The sequence below is a fragment of the Virgibacillus salexigens genome (assembly GCF_000723585.1).
Lineage (GTDB): Bacteria > Bacillota > Bacilli > Bacillales > Amphibacillaceae > Virgibacillus > Virgibacillus salexigens.
Genome location: NZ_CCDP010000002.1, coordinates 816,838 through 833,321, shown reverse-complemented (window position 1 = coordinate 833,321; position 16,484 = coordinate 816,838). Strand labels below are relative to the sequence as shown.

Below are 16,484 nucleotides of genomic sequence, written 5' to 3'. Positions count from 1 at the left end.
TTCTTTTGTTTGCTTCATTTTTATTTATGAAAGGGTTCTTCCATTTTCTTATTACGCTTTTCTAGCATTTCCTCTGTAGCAACAAAGAATATTCCCATTAGAAAGATAAACACTGCCCCCATGATTGTACCAATGCCAATGCCGGTAATTGTGCTGTATCCGCTTACAAAAAATCCATATAAAAACAATGCAATTCCGATCAATAATACAGTTGCCCCTACATACGTAACAGCATGAAGCATTTTATCATTCTTTTTCATCTCGCTCATCCTCCTTATACATATATTATTCACATTGTTCACAAAGTTGTCAAATACTTTACAAAAAATTGTTAAAAAATCCAATTGACATAATTAGTTCACTCTCATAGACTATAATCAAACAATCAAATAATTATTTGACTGAGGTGACGGTATTGATGAAAGACAATGTTCAAATGAAAAATGATACATGTGAAACATTCTGTTTTGATGAAGATAAAGTAAATCGAATTCAACCGAAGATAAATAAAGTAGAAGGTGTTGAACAGATCTTTAAAGCACTTTCAGATGCAACTCGTTTAAAAATCGCCTATGCACTCACACTAGAGAAAGAACTATGTGTTTGTGATGTAGCTAATATAATCGGTTCTACAAAAGCCACAGCATCCCACCACCTTAGACTTTTGAGGAATATGGGTTTGGCAAAATATCGAAAAGAAGGGAAGCTGGTTTTTTATTCGTTAGAAGATGAACACATTCATCAATTAGTAACGATAGCTACTGTTCATGCTAAAGAGGGTGTAGCAAGTGAAGGAAAATAAACAAGTTTATCGTTTAGAAGGCCTATCATGTACAAATTGTGCTGCGAAGTTTGAAAAGAATATTCGCGCTATCGATGCAGTTGAAGATGTTCAGTTGAATTTTGGGGCATCCAAAATAACGGTTCAAGGGGAAGCGACCATTGATCAACTTGAAGAAGCTGGTGCTTTTGACGGAATTAAAGTTTATCCAGAACGTCAACGAATGGCTCCGAAGAAACCTTTTTGGAAGAAACGTGAAAATATAACGGTAATGGTTTCGCTATTATTAACAATGGTTGGGTATGGTTTTTACTTCCAGATAGGAGAAGTCAGTCCGATAACGATTGGTATATTTGCTGCAGCGATTCTAATTGGTGGTTATGATTTATTTAAAGTTGGATTTCAAAACCTTATTAAGTTGCAGTTTGATATGAAAACACTAATGACGATTGCTATCATTGGAGCTGCTATTATAGGTGAATGGGCAGAAGGTGCAGTTGTCGTATTTCTCTTTGCCTTAAGTGAAGCATTGGAAGGGTTTTCGATGGATAAAGCAAGACAATCCATCCGCTCCTTAATGGATTTAGCACCAAATAGAGCAACGATTCGTCGTGGTGATACTCTTATTGAAATCGATGTTGAGGATGTCCAGATTGGTGATATTATGGTCATTAAACCTGGACAAAAGATTGCGATGGATGGTGAAGTTGTAACTGGACAATCTTCCATTAATCAATCTGCTATAACTGGGGAGTCGATTCCTGTGTATAAGTCGATTGGAGATGAGGTGTTTGCTGGAACAATTAATGAAGAAGGTTCTATGGAGATTCGGGTTACCAAGTATGCCAAAGAGACAACGATTGCTAAGATTATTCATTTAGTAGAAGAAGCACAAGCTGAGCGAGCTCCTTCTCAGCAATTTGTTGACCGATTTGCAAAATACTATACACCTGCGATCTTAATCATCGCTTTCTTGGTTGCAGTTATCCCACCATTATTTATGGGTGCTGTTTGGTCAGAATGGATCTATAGTGGTCTAGCTGTTCTTGTTGTTGGTTGTCCTTGTGCATTAGTAATATCAACACCTGTGGCAATTGTAACGGCAATCGGTAATGCAGCAAGGCAAGGTGTATTGATTAAAGGCGGTATTCATCTAGAACAAGCTGGTAAGTTAGATGCTATTGCATTTGATAAAACAGGCACACTTACAGAAGGAAGGCCTGTAGTTACAGATGTCATTCCGGTAGGTAATATGACAAAGGAGGATGTCCTTGCTACTGCTTCAGCAATCGAAGCCTATTCGCAGCACCCACTTGCTTCAGCGATTATCCGTAAAGCCAAAGAAACAGGAGTAGTGCGATGTGTGGCTACTGATTTTCAGTCTTTCACTGGTAAAGGGGCAAAAGCCTTTATCCAAGAAAAGGAATATATCATTGGCAGCCCCTCTTTACTCAGTGAAAAGCTAAATCGTTTAACTGAAGTGGAACAAACCGTTCAACACATGCAATTAGAAGGAAAGACAGTCATGTTGCTTGGATCAGAGGTAGGTATTGAAGGTATCATTGCTGTTGCCGATGAAATTCGCAGAGGCAGCCCAACTGTTATTCAAAAACTAGTCCAATTAGGTAAGAAAACGATTATGTTAACCGGAGATAATCAAGCAACTGGGCAAGCAATTGGGAAGCAAATAGGTATTTCAGAAACAAGAGCAGAACTTATGCCAGAAGAGAAACTTAATGCTATTAAACAACTAAGTAAACAACATGGAAGTGTAGCAATGGTGGGAGATGGAATTAATGATGCTCCTGCTTTGGCTGCGGCTGACATTGGAATTGCTATGGGTGGAGCGGGAACGGATACTGCTATGGAGACTGCAGATATAGCGCTTATGGCAGATGATCTCGGTAAGCTTCCATTTACGATGGATTTAAGTAGAAAAACATTACAAGTAATAAAGCAAAATATTATTTTTGCTCTAGGGTTGAAAGTTATTGCCTTGCTTCTGGTTATTCCAGGTTGGTTGACCTTATGGATTGCTATTTTTGCAGATATGGGTGCGACATTGATTGTCGTCTTAAATTCATTACGGCTGATGAAAACCAAGGTTAGTGAGTAATGGTAAAGTGTAACCTCAAGCTTTGAGAGGGTTACCTCTTCGGATTAAAGATACTGCTTAATGCTAGTTACAACTGATATAAAAAACTTTACAAAAATGTTATTGACAATGAGAATGAATCGGAGTAAATTATACTTTATCATAGGCACTTATTCATCGTAAGGATCAGTGATAGAGGCTACTGATAAACGCAGATTTTTGCCATGAACATGCAGAGCATAAACGGAACTTCGTTCTTTGATTCTGTGTGATGTTGAATGTTTAATAAAATAATGAATATCCAAACCTTTTAATCGCTTAATCTCAATGAGCGGGGGAACCATTTTTTGATAAGATGAAATACTTATCTAGGGGTGAATCTTACTTGCTAGTAAGATGGGATACTCTCAGTCCCTAATCCGACAGCTAACCCCGTAAGCGTCCATAAACACGAGAGAAAGGTCCAAGGGGTTACCTTTAGACCATTCTATTTGTAATGGTCTTTTTTATTACCATTATTTAATGAACTGTTTTTGGATAGAATGATAAAGGTATTTGCGATGGTTACACATGGGGAGGATATAGAAAGAAGGATGCAACTTGGGAAAACAATTTGCGGTTATTGGTCTAGGGAGATTCGGAAGTAATGTTTGTAAAGAATTATACCAGCTAGGACATGAAGTATTGGCAATTGATGCGAACGAAAATATTGTAGATAGATTAAAACATCATTCTTCTCATGCGGTAGTTGCGAATGCGACCGATGAAGCGATTCTGAAATCACTTGGTTTGAGAAATTTTGATTATGCAATTATTGCTATTGGTGAACATATTCAACCGAGTATTTTATGTACATTGATATTAAAAGAAATGGGTATCAAACAGGTATGGGTGAAAGCGCAGAATACACAACATCATAAAGTGCTGGAAAAAATAGGTGCAGATCGAATTATTCAGCCAGAGAAAGAAATGGGGATGCGAATTGCACATCAACTGGATTCTGAGAAAATCATTGATTATATTGAGCTGTCAAAAGAATACAGCATTGTGGAAGTCGTTGCTACTGCTAAGATAAGTAACCGCACATTAGTAGAAGTCGATGTTCGTAAGCGATTCGGCTGTACAGTTTTAGCAGTGAAACGAGACGAACAGGTTAATATATCTCCATTACCAAATGATTTTATATACGAAGGAGATATATTAGTTGTAATGGGGCATAAAAATGACATCAAACGATTTGAGAATAAAGGAATGTAAGCAATGATTAAAATCATTTCATTGCATCCATTAAGAGGAAAAACCATCCGTTTAAGCCCGCCACAGATTCTAGCGTTAGGATTTTTAGTATTTATTATAGTAGGGACGCTTTTATTAAAGTTACCATTTGCTACTACTGTTTCTGTTTCATGGTTAGACGCCCTGTTTACGGCAACTTCTGCGATTACGGTCACTGGTCTTGTTGTCGTTGATACAGGCAGTGCTTATAGCTTGTTTGGCGAGATTGTCATTATGAGTTTGATGCAGCTAGGCGGTTTAGGATTAATGACATTTTCTGTTTTGTTATTAATGATGCTTCGGAGAAAGGTTGGATTGCATCAACGGATTCTGACGCAGGAGTCATTAAATTTAAATGAGGCCTCAATTGGTGGTTTGCTTCGATTAGTAAAACTATTATTTGTTTTTTCTATTGCCATAGAGGCTATTGCCTTTGTTTTATTATCTATACGCTGGATTCCTGAATATGGCTGGTCAGAGGGGATACATCAAAGTGTTTTTCATAGTATTTCTGCCTTCAATAATGCTGGTTTTTCGCTTTGGTCTGACAGCCTGTCTGGTTATGTTGGAGATCCTTTGGTTAATATTGTAATTACGGGATTATTTATTACAGGTGGTTTAGGCTTTACCGTTTTGGTGGATATCTGGGATAAAAAGAGCTTTCGAAAGCTATCGTTACATTCGAAATTAATGCTCGTCGGTACATTTATTATCAATATAACCGCGCTATTAACGCTATTTATTTTAGAGTTTTCAAATCCTGAAACAATTGGTAGTTTTTCATTTACAGATAAGTTATGGGGTTCTTATTTCCAAGCAGTTACCCCCCGTACTGCTGGATTTAATTCACTACCTATAGCGGAAATGACAGTACCATCCATCTTATTTCTGATGTTACTAATGTTCATTGGCGCAGGAAGTGGTTCAACTGGAAGTGGAATTAAAGTAACGACATTTATCGTCATGTTATTAGCAACTGTCTCCTTTTTACGAGGTAAAAGCGAAACGACGGTATTTAATCGAATGATTAAGGTGCATACAATTGTGCGTGCACTATCGATTATGATTATTAGTATCTTAGCTATCTTTATCGCTGTTTTTATCCTGTCCATTACAGAAGCTGCACCGATTATGGAGATTATTTTTGAAGTGATATCTGCTTTCGGTACAGTTGGGTTATCAATGGGGTTAACAACAGATCTTACTTCATTTGGGAAATGCATTATTATGGTTATGATGTTTATTGGAAGGCTGGGACCACTAACATTGGCTTTTGTATTTGCTAGGCAGAAGCAATCATCTATTCGTCATCCGGAGGAAGAGGTGTTTACCGGTTAATTCAAGGTTTACAAAATAATCATACTTCAGTACAATAATAAAAAGTTTTAGCTAAAAGCAATGATGAGAAGAGTAGTTGAATAAGAGCTTCTGCAGAGACCTTCCATATGCTGAAAAGGAGGGAGTATCAAGTTCATTGAAACAAGTCTCGGAGCTGCACACAGGAGTTTTCTAATAGAATTGGAAGAGGATGGTGTGACGGGATCTCCCGTTATTGAGATAGAGTATAAGCATGCGATATTTTAGCTGCCGTACTTGATAAGATTTCTGTGGCGACACAGAAATAAACTGGGGTGGCACCGCGATTTTGGATTCCAAATCTCGCCCCCAAGACGATGTTCTTGGGGGTGGGGTTTTTTATTTTGATTTACTAGATGATGAATAACTTAGGGGGAATCTAAATGCGGTTAAAAGGATTGGTTCAAACTTGGCGCTATCCTGTTATCTTATTGTTCAGTATCGGCATTTCCGGTGTGGGGAATTGGGTTTATTTTATTGCTCTAAATCTTATCGTTCTAAACATGACAGGATCTGCACTTGCCGTTTCTGTTCTATATATTGTTAGAGCTTTGTCGACGGTATTCACTACCATTTGGTCGGGAACATTAATTGATCGTTTAAATAAAAAATACCTTATGATCATACTAAATGTATTCCAAACGGTGCTAATTACGATATTACCTTTTGCGTCTTCTTTCGTGTTCATTTATTGTATGGTATTTATTATTACCATAGCTAGTTCTATGTATCATCCAACATCTATGACATACATTACGAAGTTAATACCGTCCAAACAAAGAAAACGATTTAATTCTTTACGCAGCTTACTTGATTCTGGAGCCTTTTTGACTGGTCCAGCAATTGCAGGCATGTTGTTTACCGTTGGTACCCCTAATATGGCTATTTTTATTAATGCTATTGCTTTGTTCCTATCAGCCTTATTTACACTAGCAATGCCTAATTTGGAGAAGTCTAGACAACTAGAAGGAACGATAAATAAAAAAATGTCGTTAGTGAAAGCTGATTGGAGTATTGTAATAAGCTTTAGTCTTCAAAACGTATACCTTATGATTGTCTATTTTTTATTTAGTGTCATGATCGTTATAATGACAGCTACAGATTCGTTAGAAGCAGCCTTTGCAACCCAAGTGCTGTCTTTATCTGAAGGAGAATACGGGGTTTTAGTCAGTATTGCTGGTGCGGGAGTATTCGTAGGTTCTTTCATAAATACCATCGTAGTCGAGAAGATACCAACTTCTTGGTTGATTAGTGTAGGATCAATCATAACCGCAATTGGTTATGTTGTCTTCTCGATGTCTGTAACATTTTTGATTGCCTCCGTCGGCTGTTTTGTTTTATCATTTGCTACTGCTTTTGCAAATACTGGCTTTTATACATTTTATCAAAATAATATACCGGTCGATATGATGGGAAGAGTAGGAAGTATCTATGGATTTGCTGAAGCCTTTCTAATTATTTTAGCCACTGCCATATTTGGAGTTGCTGCTGAGCTTATACCAATTAGATGTATTGTTGTTTTTGGAGCTACCCTGATGTTGTTCGTAGCAATTACCCTATTTATTTGTGCAATTCGATCATCAAAAGCAGGGTATTATCAAAATGTTACAGCAAAGGCAGAAGAAATATAAGTATCTTTTGGCTCCTCAGTATATAAGTGTAGTTCGGGTAACCACAGATAGAATGCATCCACCTTGAAACAGGCTTACGTTCACATGGTTCAAGGTGGATCAGAAATTCAATAAAATGAAAAATAGCTTTGGAATAACAGAAGGAATACATGAATCCAGTCTGGGAAGTAATTGGACCATGTATATGATTAGTAAGTAAAAACTTATTTGGTTATAGGAGCAAGTTCATCTTCTGTTACCCATTTGTGGTTTTTAACCGCCTCTCCATCTGTTGTGGATTGATAATCAACCATGTATACCGTTGTTTCTTTAGCTGAAGTTATCGTCGCAGTTGCTCCGACCATTCCTTCCATATGTGACGCGTTTATGGTTGCTGTTGAACCAGCATTAATCGGCTCTTGTTCTACATCAGCTAGCTCTTCACGAATAACCCATTTATGGTCTTCTACTTTTTCACCACCATTGGTTGGGGTGTAGGTTATTGTATATACGGTAGTATCATATGCGCCAGAAATGGTTGCTTTTGCACCATTCATCCCTGCCATGTGATCCGTTTCAATGGTGGCTTTACTTCCAACTTCATACTTTGGATTATCTGCCTCTTTCAAATCATCTGGTACCTCTCCAGAACTAGAATGATTCATACCTTCATGTCCATCGTGTTCACTAGAGGTAGCTTCTGTTTCTGTCGTTTGCTGTTCACCTGAATTATCTGGCTCATCCTGACTATTGGAACAAGCGGTGAGTACGATGAGAGACAATAGGGAGATCAAGCCAATTACGTAAGCTTTTTTATTCATGCCGATAGTTCCTCCTGTGTTTATTTTGTCTATATTATTCTAGCCAATAAATTTGCAGATTATCTGCACTTTATATGACACCTTTTCTACAACAATAGGAAAATATATTTGCAAATATGCACAAAAAATTGATAATCAAGGATTAGTATAGATTATAGTTAAAGCAGATGAAGGGGATAGGAAAATGTTTAATAAGCTCTCTTTAAAGGTAGGGATTCTCTTCTTTTTCGTTATTGTAATTATTGAAGGGTTCCTTTATTTTGTTCTTTATATTAATTTAGCTAATGAGCGGATCGATGAAGTAATTGGAAATTTATTAGCTAGAGGGAACACACATCGTGAGGTATTGGAGGATAATTTCACACAAACCACCTTAGAACATGTTGGTTTAATGGAATCAGCCTCTGATTTTGTCGTTGTCATTACAGATCCAGTAGGTGAGGTTATCGTGAACTCAGATCCTATTGATCCAGAAATGACAGAACTGATTCATAGCATAAATTATGATAAGATACCTACAGAGGGTATCGTTATAGAGGATCGTTGGAAGGATGAGCCATTTATTGCTACGGATAGTCCAATAAATATAAGTGGAGAACATCGTGGTCATGTGTTTATGTTTGCAAGTACCAATCAAGTGAAGAAAATCTTGAATCATCTAAGTGATCAATTTACCTTAATCGGATTAATTACAATTGGTTTGACCATCATTACGATTTTTTTACTCACACGGTTTATTACCCGTCCCTTATTAAATATGAAACATGCAACTGAACAATTAAGTAAAGGTAACCACCAAGTTGTATTACATACAGAGCGGAATGATGAACTTGGAGAACTTGCAAAATCAATTACATCATTATCAAATGATTTGGATCGAATGAAAAAGGAGAGGAATGAATTCCTTGCAAGTATCTCACATGAACTGCGAACACCTTTAACATATGTCAAAGGGTACGCAGATATTGTTCAACGTCAAGATCTAAAAGCTTCCGATCGAGAAGCATATTTGGAGATTATTAGGGAAGAAACAACCCGGCTTTCCATGTTAATCAAACATTTGTTTGAATTAGCTAAAATGGATCAGCATACATTTACCATTCATCGAGAAAAGGTGCCTTTTCATCTGATATTAAAACCAATTGTTGATTTAATAAATCCTGTACTGACGAAGGAGAAATTAACCTTGGCGATTGCATGCCCTGAGAGCATAGAGGGAATTGTAGATCCAAACAGATTTCAACAAGTATTGTTAAATATTCTTGATAATGCAATAAAGCATACACATGAACACGGACATATTTCTTTGGAAGTAAAGCAACAAAAAGATCGCCTTGACATTTCGATTTCAGACAATGGCGAAGGTATACCGGAAAAGGAATTACCCTATATCTTTGATCGATTGTATCGAGTAGAAAAATCACGATCCAGAAAAAGCGGAGGCACTGGTTTAGGGTTAACCATTGCCAGAGAAATAGTAGAGGCACATGGTGGTACAATTGATGCTTTCAGTAAAAAAGGTGCTGGTACAAGAGTAATAATTAAACTACCAAGGAGTGAGGTTGATGAATAGCATATTATTAGTTGATGATGAACAACGAATGTTAGATTTATTAGCTTTGTACTTAAAACCTCATGGTTATGTCTGCGCAAAGGTAAAAAGTGCCATGGAGGCACTAAACTATTTAGACAAAGAAAACGTTGACATCATACTGCTGGATATTATGATGCCTGAAATAAACGGGTGGCAGTTATGCCGAACCATTCGAGATTTTTCTGATGTTCCTATCATTATGATTACCGCTAGAGATCAACAAGAGGATATTGTTAAAGGTCTACGATTAGGGGCGGATGATTATATTACCAAACCGTTTGATGAATCAGAGTTATTGGCCAGAATAGAAGCTTTAATAAGAAGGACAACGTCGAAGGCGCTTATTGAAGTAGACGGATTATTTTGGGACAAGGATCGGTTTGAGATTACCTATGATAATCAGGTCATTCCATTAACACCAAAAGAATTTCTGATGCTTGGTCATTTAATGAACCATCCGAATATCGTTGTTACTCGGGAGCGTTTCTTTGAATTCATTTGGGGGCTGCATGCAAGCACGGAAGCACGTACGATAGATTCTCATGTTCGTAATATACGAGATAAATTGAGAAAAGCAGGTTTCCCTATTGACCTTTACCTCAAAACAGTTTGGGGTATTGGCTATAAGTGGGTAGTACCCAAAGGGAAAACAGATCGCATCTAATGCGATCTGTTTTCCTTCATTACATTAAGCTGCTTTGCATGCTTCTGCACAAGTAAAGCATTTTTCTGCGCAATGCTGACAATGATTATGTGCATGTTTCTTGCATTCTTTTCCACATGCTTCACAAATAGCGGCACAAACATTCGTTAGTTCAGATAAGAATGGGGTACCTCTTGTGATTGCTTGTTCTACATAACCACAAATATCTGCGCATTCTCTATCTAATTGAATACATGTTGTCATCATCTTTATATCTTCCTCCTGAAGACATGCATTATAACAATGATTACATGCTGTCATACATTCATGCAATGTGCTAATAAGTTCTTGTTGTTGGTGTGGCATTCGAATCCTCCTGTTTTACTTTATCATGAATTAGGATCCCCTAGAATTTTATAAATAACCACACAGATTATTCTGTTAGACTTAAAGAAAAAGAAGCGTGAAGGAGGAATGTTAAGGTGAAGGACCAATGGCTGAAGTGGGCTCAAAGGATACAAGCATTATCACAGGCTGGGCTAACATTCTCAAGGGATGCATTCGATCGAGAACGGTATGAAGAACTTCGGAAGATTAGTAAAGAAATGATGGCGTTACAATCAGAGCTAACGATGCAACAGCTAAATCTTTTGTTTGATAAGGAACAAGGATATCCAACTCCAAAAGTTGATGTTAGAGGGGTGGTATTTAAAGACAATACAATATTAATGGTTCGTGAAAAAATGGATGATAAATGGTCTCTGCCGGGAGGTTTTTGTGAGGTAGGGCTTTCTCCAAGTGAAAATATTGCAAAAGAAATAAACGAAGAATCCGGCTATCATGTCGTTCCAATTAAATTACTCTCCTTATTAGATACGAATAAACATGAACATCCACCGCAGCCATTTCACTATTATAAAATATTCATACAATGCGAAATAGTCGGCGGATCGCAGCAGATTGGAATAGAAACCAATGATATTGCTTTTTTCTCTGAGAATCATTTACCGAATCTTTCGTTACGAAGAAATACACAAGAACAAATTCACATGCTCTTTGAATTTTATCGTAATCCTAATAAATCAACAGTTATCGATTAAAATAGCAAATCAGAGATTCGAGAAAGGTCATGCAGGGAACAAATAAGTAATTGTAGAAATTATACCTAAAACAATATTAATTGAGGGGGAAACAAGATGGGTTCCGACGTTTTAATCGTAGGTGCAGGTCCTACTGGTCTGGCGTTGGCTTTAAGTATGGCAAAACAAGGTGTGTCCACAAAGATTATTGATAAAGCAGCAGGACCTGGTACTGCATCTCGAGCGATGGCTGTTATGCCGAGAACATTAGAGTTTTATGATCAATTTGGATTTGCGGATGAAATGGTTACAGAGAGTATTAAAATAGAAAATATCAACCTTTATGTAGATGGTAAGAAACGAGCCAGAATGCATGTGGGATCATTAGGGGAAGGAATAAGCAACTACACGTCACCGTTTAGTTTTCCGCAAGATGAGCATGAGAAATTATTGCTGAAAAAACTAAGCTCCTTTGGGGTTACGGTAGAGTGGAATACAGAGTTGATTTCTTTTCAAGAAAGACAGAATAATGTTACAGCAACCTTACAGAGTTACGATGAAACGGTGGAGGAAGTGTTTTTATATGTATGTGGTTGTGATGGTGCTGGAAGTGCTGTTCGCCAAGAAATACAAGCAGATTTTCCTGGAGGAACTTATGAAGAGAAGTTTTATGTAATGGATATTAAAGCTACAGGAAAACCCGTAGGGTCTCATAATTTGTCTTTATGTTTGCGTGATAATTCGTTTGTAGTTCTATTACCCGTAAGGAGCACTGGTACAACCAGAGCAATTGGTGTGTTCCCCCCACAAATGTCCATGCAATCGGATGCTGGTGACAATGAACAATTGGTGTCATTTATTGAAAAAGCATATCAATTGCAAGTCAGCGATGTGAATTGGTTTTCCTCTTATAACGTTCATCATCGAGTTGCTAGTCATTTTCGAAAAGGGAGAGCATTCCTCGTCGGTGATGCTGCGCATATTCATAGTCCTGCGGGTGGACAAGGAATGAATACAGGGATTGGCGATGCAATGAATCTTGGCTGGAAGCTTGCAGGGGTGATACAGGGAAAAAGTAACCTTAAACTTCTGGATACTTTTGAACAGGAAAGAAAAAGCTTTGCCGAACGATTAGTGAATACTACGGATCAAGCCTTTACTAGAGTTGTATCAAAACGCTTGTTGGACCGTGTTTTACGCAAGCAACTGGCACCTGTTGCTATCCCTTTTATTAATCGTTCCAACCGAATTAGACAAGGCCTATTTCGGGTTATCTCTCAGACTCAAATTTCATATCCAAATAGTTCGATAAGTAAGGGGGAAGTTGGGGATATTCAAGCAGGGGATCGACTCCCATATACAAAGGAGAATTACAAATCATTACAAATGGTTGATTGGCAAGTTCATATTTATGGTTCTGCAACTTCGAAAATGCAACATTTTTGTTATGAAAATGGGATAAAGCTCTATACATTCAGTTTTGATTCGATTGCAGAAGGGAAAGGATTACAGAAAGAAGCAATATACTTAATAAGACCAGATGGCCATATTGGGTTTACCAATTCCCATCAAGATATTAATAAACTGAAAGCTTACCTTGATCACTGGGGTATCATTCCATTTCGGAAAACAAAATCAAATAGTTAAAATATGGAATTGAGCCCTTTTATTAAAAGGGTTCAATTTTATTGTTTGACAATTACCTTAGGGGGGTATAGTATTTGTGTATAGGATTTATATATAAAATAATAATAACTTATTAAATAAAGGAGGCTATATAATGGAACACGAGAACCATAACCATACAAACCATCAACATCACGATAGTGTAGAAAATGAGCATTCACACGGACATCATCATGGTGGACATGATCACAGCCATATGGTAGATGATTTTAAAAAGCGGTTTTTTATATCAATTGTTATCACGATTCCAATTCTTGCATTATCTCCGATGATCCAGGGGTTTCTAGGTGTAGATTGGCGTTTTCCGTTTGATTACTATATTCTATTTGCGTTATCTACCTTTGTCTTTTTCTATGGTGGATGGCCATTTATTACCGGAGCTATCGATGAATTAAAAGATCGCAGTCCTGGAATGATGACATTAATTGGGCTTGCGATTGTAGTTGCTTATGGTTATAGTACTTTAACCGTATTTGGCTGGGAAGGTAAGGACTTCTTTTGGGAATTAGCAACGTTAATTGATATTATGCTCCTCGGTCACTGGGTAGAAATGCGCTCGGTAATGGGAGCCTCCAATGCACTTGAACAACTGGTTAAACTAATGCCTAATGAAGCGCATAAAATAGATGAAAATAATGACAACGTACAAGATGTGCCTTTGGCCAATTTAGTAAATGGCGATTATGTATTAGTGAAACCCGGAGAAAAGGTACCGGTAGATGGATTGATCATTGAAGGGAAATCTGCCGTTGATGAATCCTTACTAACAGGTGAATCTGTACCGATAGAGAAATCGAAAGGCGATGAAGTTATTGGCGGCTCCGTGAATAAAGAAGGTTCATTAACAGTCCAAGTAGAGAAAACAGGAGAAGATTCATTCTTATCGCAAGTTGTTACTATGGTAAAAGAAGCTCAAGAATCCAAATCAAAAACACAGGATCTGACAAATCGAGCGGCAAAGTGGTTGTTTTACTTAGCGCTATTTGCTGGATTTGTAACCTTAGTTATTTGGCTGCTATTAGGGTATCCGTTTGATGTTGCTATTGAACGAATGGTGACTGTGATGGTTATTACATGTCCACATGCTTTAGGTTTAGCTGCTCCTTTAGTTGTTGCGGTATCGACGTCAATTTCAGCAAAGAAAGGTTTGCTTATTCGTAACCGAGCTAATTTCGAAGGAGCAAGAAATTTGAACGCTGTCGTATTTGATAAAACTGGAACATTGACAAGGGGTGAGTTCGGTGTAACGGATATTGTTACTAACGATTCACATCAAGAGGAGGACGTAATAGCATATGCTGCAAGCATTGAACAACATTCAGAACACCCGATAGCTACAGGTATTATTCAGGCAGCGAAGGATAAGCAAATAACTTGGAGTAAAGTGGCTGATTTTGAATCGATTACCGGCAAAGGAATTCAAGGAACGGTAGATGGAAAGGTTGTCAATGTTGTTAGTCCTAAATATGTTCAAGAGAAACAATTTAAATATGATAAAGAGGTTTTCGAACAACTTTCTGAGGAAGTTAAGACAGTTGTATTTGTGTTAGTAAATGAATCGATAATCGGAATGATTGCATTGGCAGATATGATTCGGGAAACCGCAAAAGAGGCAGTTGCATCACTTAATAAACAAGGAATTCATCCCATTATGCTAACAGGTGATAATCAGAAAGTAGCCAATTGGGTGGCTGATCAATTAGGGATTGATGAGGTATATGCTGAAGTAATGCCAGATGATAAAGCAAATCAAGTGAAAAAAATTAGACAAAAGGGTTGGAAAGTCGCTATGACTGGTGATGGTGTTAATGATGCTCCAGCACTCGCTACAGCTGATTTAGGAATTGCAATTGGGGCAGGCACTGACGTAGCGATGGAGACTGCTGATGTCGTACTTGTAAGAAGTAATCCAAATGATGTTGTTGCCTTAATGGACTTATCGCAAAAGACATATCGAAAAATGGTCCAAAATCTTTGGTGGGCGGCAGGATATAATATATTTTCTATCCCGCTGGCAGCAGGTATACTGGCTCCAATTGGTATTATTCTGAGTCCAGCTGTTGGGGCTGTACTAATGAGTTTAAGTACTATCATTGTTGCCATTAATGCCAAGTTATTAAAGGCGTAAGAACAGAAAATCGAGTGATGCACAAAGCTTTTAGTTTTAAAACTTGCATAAAGAAGAGCCAAGACTTGAGCTTGGCTCTTTGTTTATTCTATTCTAATATTTTATCTACAATACCATATGCTTTTGCCTCTTCAGCGCTCAAAAAGAAGTCTCTATCTGTGTCTTTAGCTATTTTTTCATATGGCTGGCCGGATTTTTCAGCAATAAATTGATTAATCTCTTTCCGTTGATTAATGATTCGCTTGGCATAGATATTCATATCGGCTGCTTGGCCTTTCATTCCGCCATGTGGCTGGTGAATCATAACTTCTGAATGCGGAAGTGCGATTCGCTTACCTTTTGTACCACCAACAAGTAGGACTGCAGCAAAGGATGCTGCCATTCCCGTACATATAGTTTGAACATCTGGCTTAATATGAGTCATCGTATCTAGGATAGAAAATCCAGCAGAAACAGAACCCCCTGGACTGTTTATATACATAGATATATCAGCTTTAGCATCTTGAGATGCGAGAAATAATAATTGTGCTGTGATGCTATTTGCTAACGTATCATCGATTTCAGAACCAATAAATACAATTCGGTCTTTTAAGAGCCTTGAATAAATGTCATAGCTTCGCTCACCGTGATTTGATTGTTCCACAACATATGGAATTGGTACGCTCATTTGTAAAAACACCTGCCTTTTTTGATAAAAGGTCATTGAAAAAGGATGAAATTACTGTGAGTTTCTCATATGAATTAAGCAGCCATTTTGCATTCCATAGGAGTAGTAGTTGTTTGTTGTTGGGCGTATAATGAACGAACGGTAGCATTGTCTGTCAATAAGCTGGCCAGTAACTGCGTATCTTCTGTTTGTAGAGCAGTTATATAAAGCTGCACGCGAAGTACTTGATCCTCTTCTATAGGGGGGTCCATGTCAATATTTTCTCTAACATGAGATTTAACCTTTTGACGTGCTCTGAAAAGATTGGCCTTCACTGCACCAACACTTAAATTTGTTAATTGGGCTATCTCTTTTAGACTACAATGACAGACGTCTGCTAATAAAAATACAATTTGTTGGTTAATGGTTAATGTTGAGGCGAGCTGATTTAATATGGGAACAAGAGATATACTTGCGATGTTATCTGTTTGTTCATCTACGGGCTGCTCATCATCTTGATATGGTATCGTAGTATGTTTTCTTTTACGGCATTCGTCGATCCATGTATTTCTGGCAATTGTTGAAAAATAAGCTTTTGTTAATGAGCCCTGCTTTTTCTTTTGCCAATACGTAAACGATTTTAGCCAAGTGGTTTGCATTAAATCTTCGGCCTCATAAGAATCCTTTGTGTAAAATAAACAAGCTTTCCATATCGAGGGTGCATACTCTCTCCAAGCATGATGAAAATACTCATTCATGAAAAACACTCC

Annotated in this window: 15 protein-coding genes, 1 riboswitch and 1 other annotated feature; of the genes, 10 read left to right on the top strand and 5 right to left on the bottom strand. The window is 37.6% G+C overall.

The window, feature by feature from the left end:
* Positions 1-20 precede the first annotated feature (20 nt).
* Entirely contained in the window at positions 21-260 is a 240-nt protein-coding gene (locus tag BN990_RS16990; protein WP_021290514.1) for a hypothetical protein, read from the bottom strand.
* Between the two features lie 158 nt (positions 261-418).
* Between BN990_RS16990 and BN990_RS16985 the strand changes: the two genes are divergently transcribed.
* The 5 genes from BN990_RS16985 to BN990_RS16965 all read left to right on the top strand — a co-directional run bounded on the left by BN990_RS16985 (position 419) and on the right by BN990_RS16965 (position 7,138).
* The gene (locus BN990_RS16985; RefSeq protein ID WP_021290515.1) at positions 419-802 is read left to right on the top strand and encodes an ArsR/SmtB family transcription factor; all 384 of its coding nucleotides are present in this window, start codon (positions 419-421) and stop codon (positions 800-802) included.
* A complete protein-coding gene (locus BN990_RS16980; protein WP_021290516.1) occupies positions 789-2,897 on the top strand; it encodes a heavy metal translocating P-type ATPase in 2,109 nt (702 codons plus the stop codon). Before BN990_RS16985 ends, BN990_RS16980 begins: the two co-directional genes overlap by 14 nt.
* 284 nt (positions 2,898-3,181) lie before the next feature.
* Positions 3,182-3,333, top strand: a riboswitch (cyclic di-AMP (ydaO/yuaA leader).
* A gap of 143 nt (positions 3,334-3,476) precedes the next feature.
* A complete protein-coding gene (locus BN990_RS16975) occupies positions 3,477-4,133 on the top strand; it encodes a potassium channel family protein (RefSeq protein WP_021290517.1) in 657 nt (218 codons plus the stop codon).
* A 3-nt stretch (positions 4,134-4,136) separates the two neighbouring features.
* On the top strand, positions 4,137-5,489 hold the full coding sequence (locus tag BN990_RS16970) for a TrkH family potassium uptake protein (RefSeq protein ID WP_021290518.1): 1,353 nt from the start codon (positions 4,137-4,139) through the stop codon (positions 5,487-5,489).
* Positions 5,490-5,540: 51 nt separating this feature from the next.
* Positions 5,541-5,821, top strand: a binding site (T-box leader).
* Positions 5,822-5,890: 69 nt separating this feature from the next.
* On the top strand, positions 5,891-7,138 hold the full coding sequence (locus tag BN990_RS16965) for an MFS transporter (protein ID WP_021290519.1): 1,248 nt from the start codon (positions 5,891-5,893) through the stop codon (positions 7,136-7,138).
* Between the two features lie 203 nt (positions 7,139-7,341).
* Here the strand turns inward: BN990_RS16965 and BN990_RS16960 are convergent, their stop codons facing one another.
* Positions 7,342-7,938, bottom strand: a complete 597-nt coding sequence (locus BN990_RS16960; RefSeq protein WP_021290520.1) for a YdhK family protein — start codon at positions 7,936-7,938, stop codon at positions 7,342-7,344.
* 184 nt (positions 7,939-8,122) lie between these two features.
* Here BN990_RS16960 and BN990_RS16955 point away from each other — a divergent pair, with 184 nt between their 5' ends.
* The gene (locus tag BN990_RS16955; RefSeq protein ID WP_021290521.1) at positions 8,123-9,511 is read left to right on the top strand and encodes a HAMP domain-containing sensor histidine kinase; all 1,389 of its coding nucleotides are present in this window, start codon (positions 8,123-8,125) and stop codon (positions 9,509-9,511) included.
* Positions 9,504-10,196 (top strand): response regulator transcription factor, encoded by a 693-nt coding sequence (locus BN990_RS16950; RefSeq protein WP_021290522.1) that lies wholly within the window; start codon positions 9,504-9,506, stop codon positions 10,194-10,196. Before BN990_RS16955 ends, BN990_RS16950 begins: the two co-directional genes overlap by 8 nt.
* Positions 10,197-10,220: 24 nt before the next feature.
* On the opposite strand, the gene BN990_RS16945 is transcribed toward BN990_RS16950, so the two are convergent.
* Positions 10,221-10,541 carry a four-helix bundle copper-binding protein gene (locus BN990_RS16945; RefSeq protein ID WP_021290523.1) on the bottom strand — a complete coding sequence of 107 codons (321 nt, stop codon included), beginning with the start codon at positions 10,539-10,541 and terminating at the stop codon, positions 10,221-10,223.
* A 116-nt stretch (positions 10,542-10,657) separates the two neighbouring features.
* On the opposite strand from BN990_RS16945, the gene BN990_RS16940 reads away from it, so the two are divergent.
* The 3 genes from BN990_RS16940 to BN990_RS16930 all read left to right on the top strand — a co-directional run bounded on the left by BN990_RS16940 (position 10,658) and on the right by BN990_RS16930 (position 15,068).
* Positions 10,658-11,275, top strand: coding sequence for an NUDIX hydrolase (locus tag BN990_RS16940; RefSeq protein ID WP_021290524.1), 618 nt, complete (start codon positions 10,658-10,660; stop codon positions 11,273-11,275).
* A 96-nt stretch (positions 11,276-11,371) separates the two neighbouring features.
* Positions 11,372-12,901 carry an FAD-dependent monooxygenase gene (locus tag BN990_RS16935; protein WP_021290525.1) on the top strand — a complete coding sequence of 510 codons (1,530 nt, stop codon included), beginning with the start codon at positions 11,372-11,374 and terminating at the stop codon, positions 12,899-12,901.
* Between the two features lie 133 nt (positions 12,902-13,034).
* Entirely contained in the window at positions 13,035-15,068 is a 2,034-nt protein-coding gene (locus BN990_RS16930; protein WP_038245855.1) for a heavy metal translocating P-type ATPase, read from the top strand.
* An 88-nt stretch (positions 15,069-15,156) separates the two neighbouring features.
* On the opposite strand, the gene BN990_RS16925 is transcribed toward BN990_RS16930, so the two are convergent.
* Positions 15,157-15,735, bottom strand: coding sequence for an ATP-dependent Clp protease proteolytic subunit (locus tag BN990_RS16925; protein ID WP_021290527.1), 579 nt, complete (start codon positions 15,733-15,735; stop codon positions 15,157-15,159).
* A gap of 74 nt (positions 15,736-15,809) precedes the next feature.
* Positions 15,810-16,472 (bottom strand): RNA polymerase sigma factor, encoded by a 663-nt coding sequence (locus BN990_RS16920; protein WP_038245854.1) that lies wholly within the window; start codon positions 16,470-16,472, stop codon positions 15,810-15,812.
* Positions 16,473-16,484 lie beyond the last annotated feature (12 nt).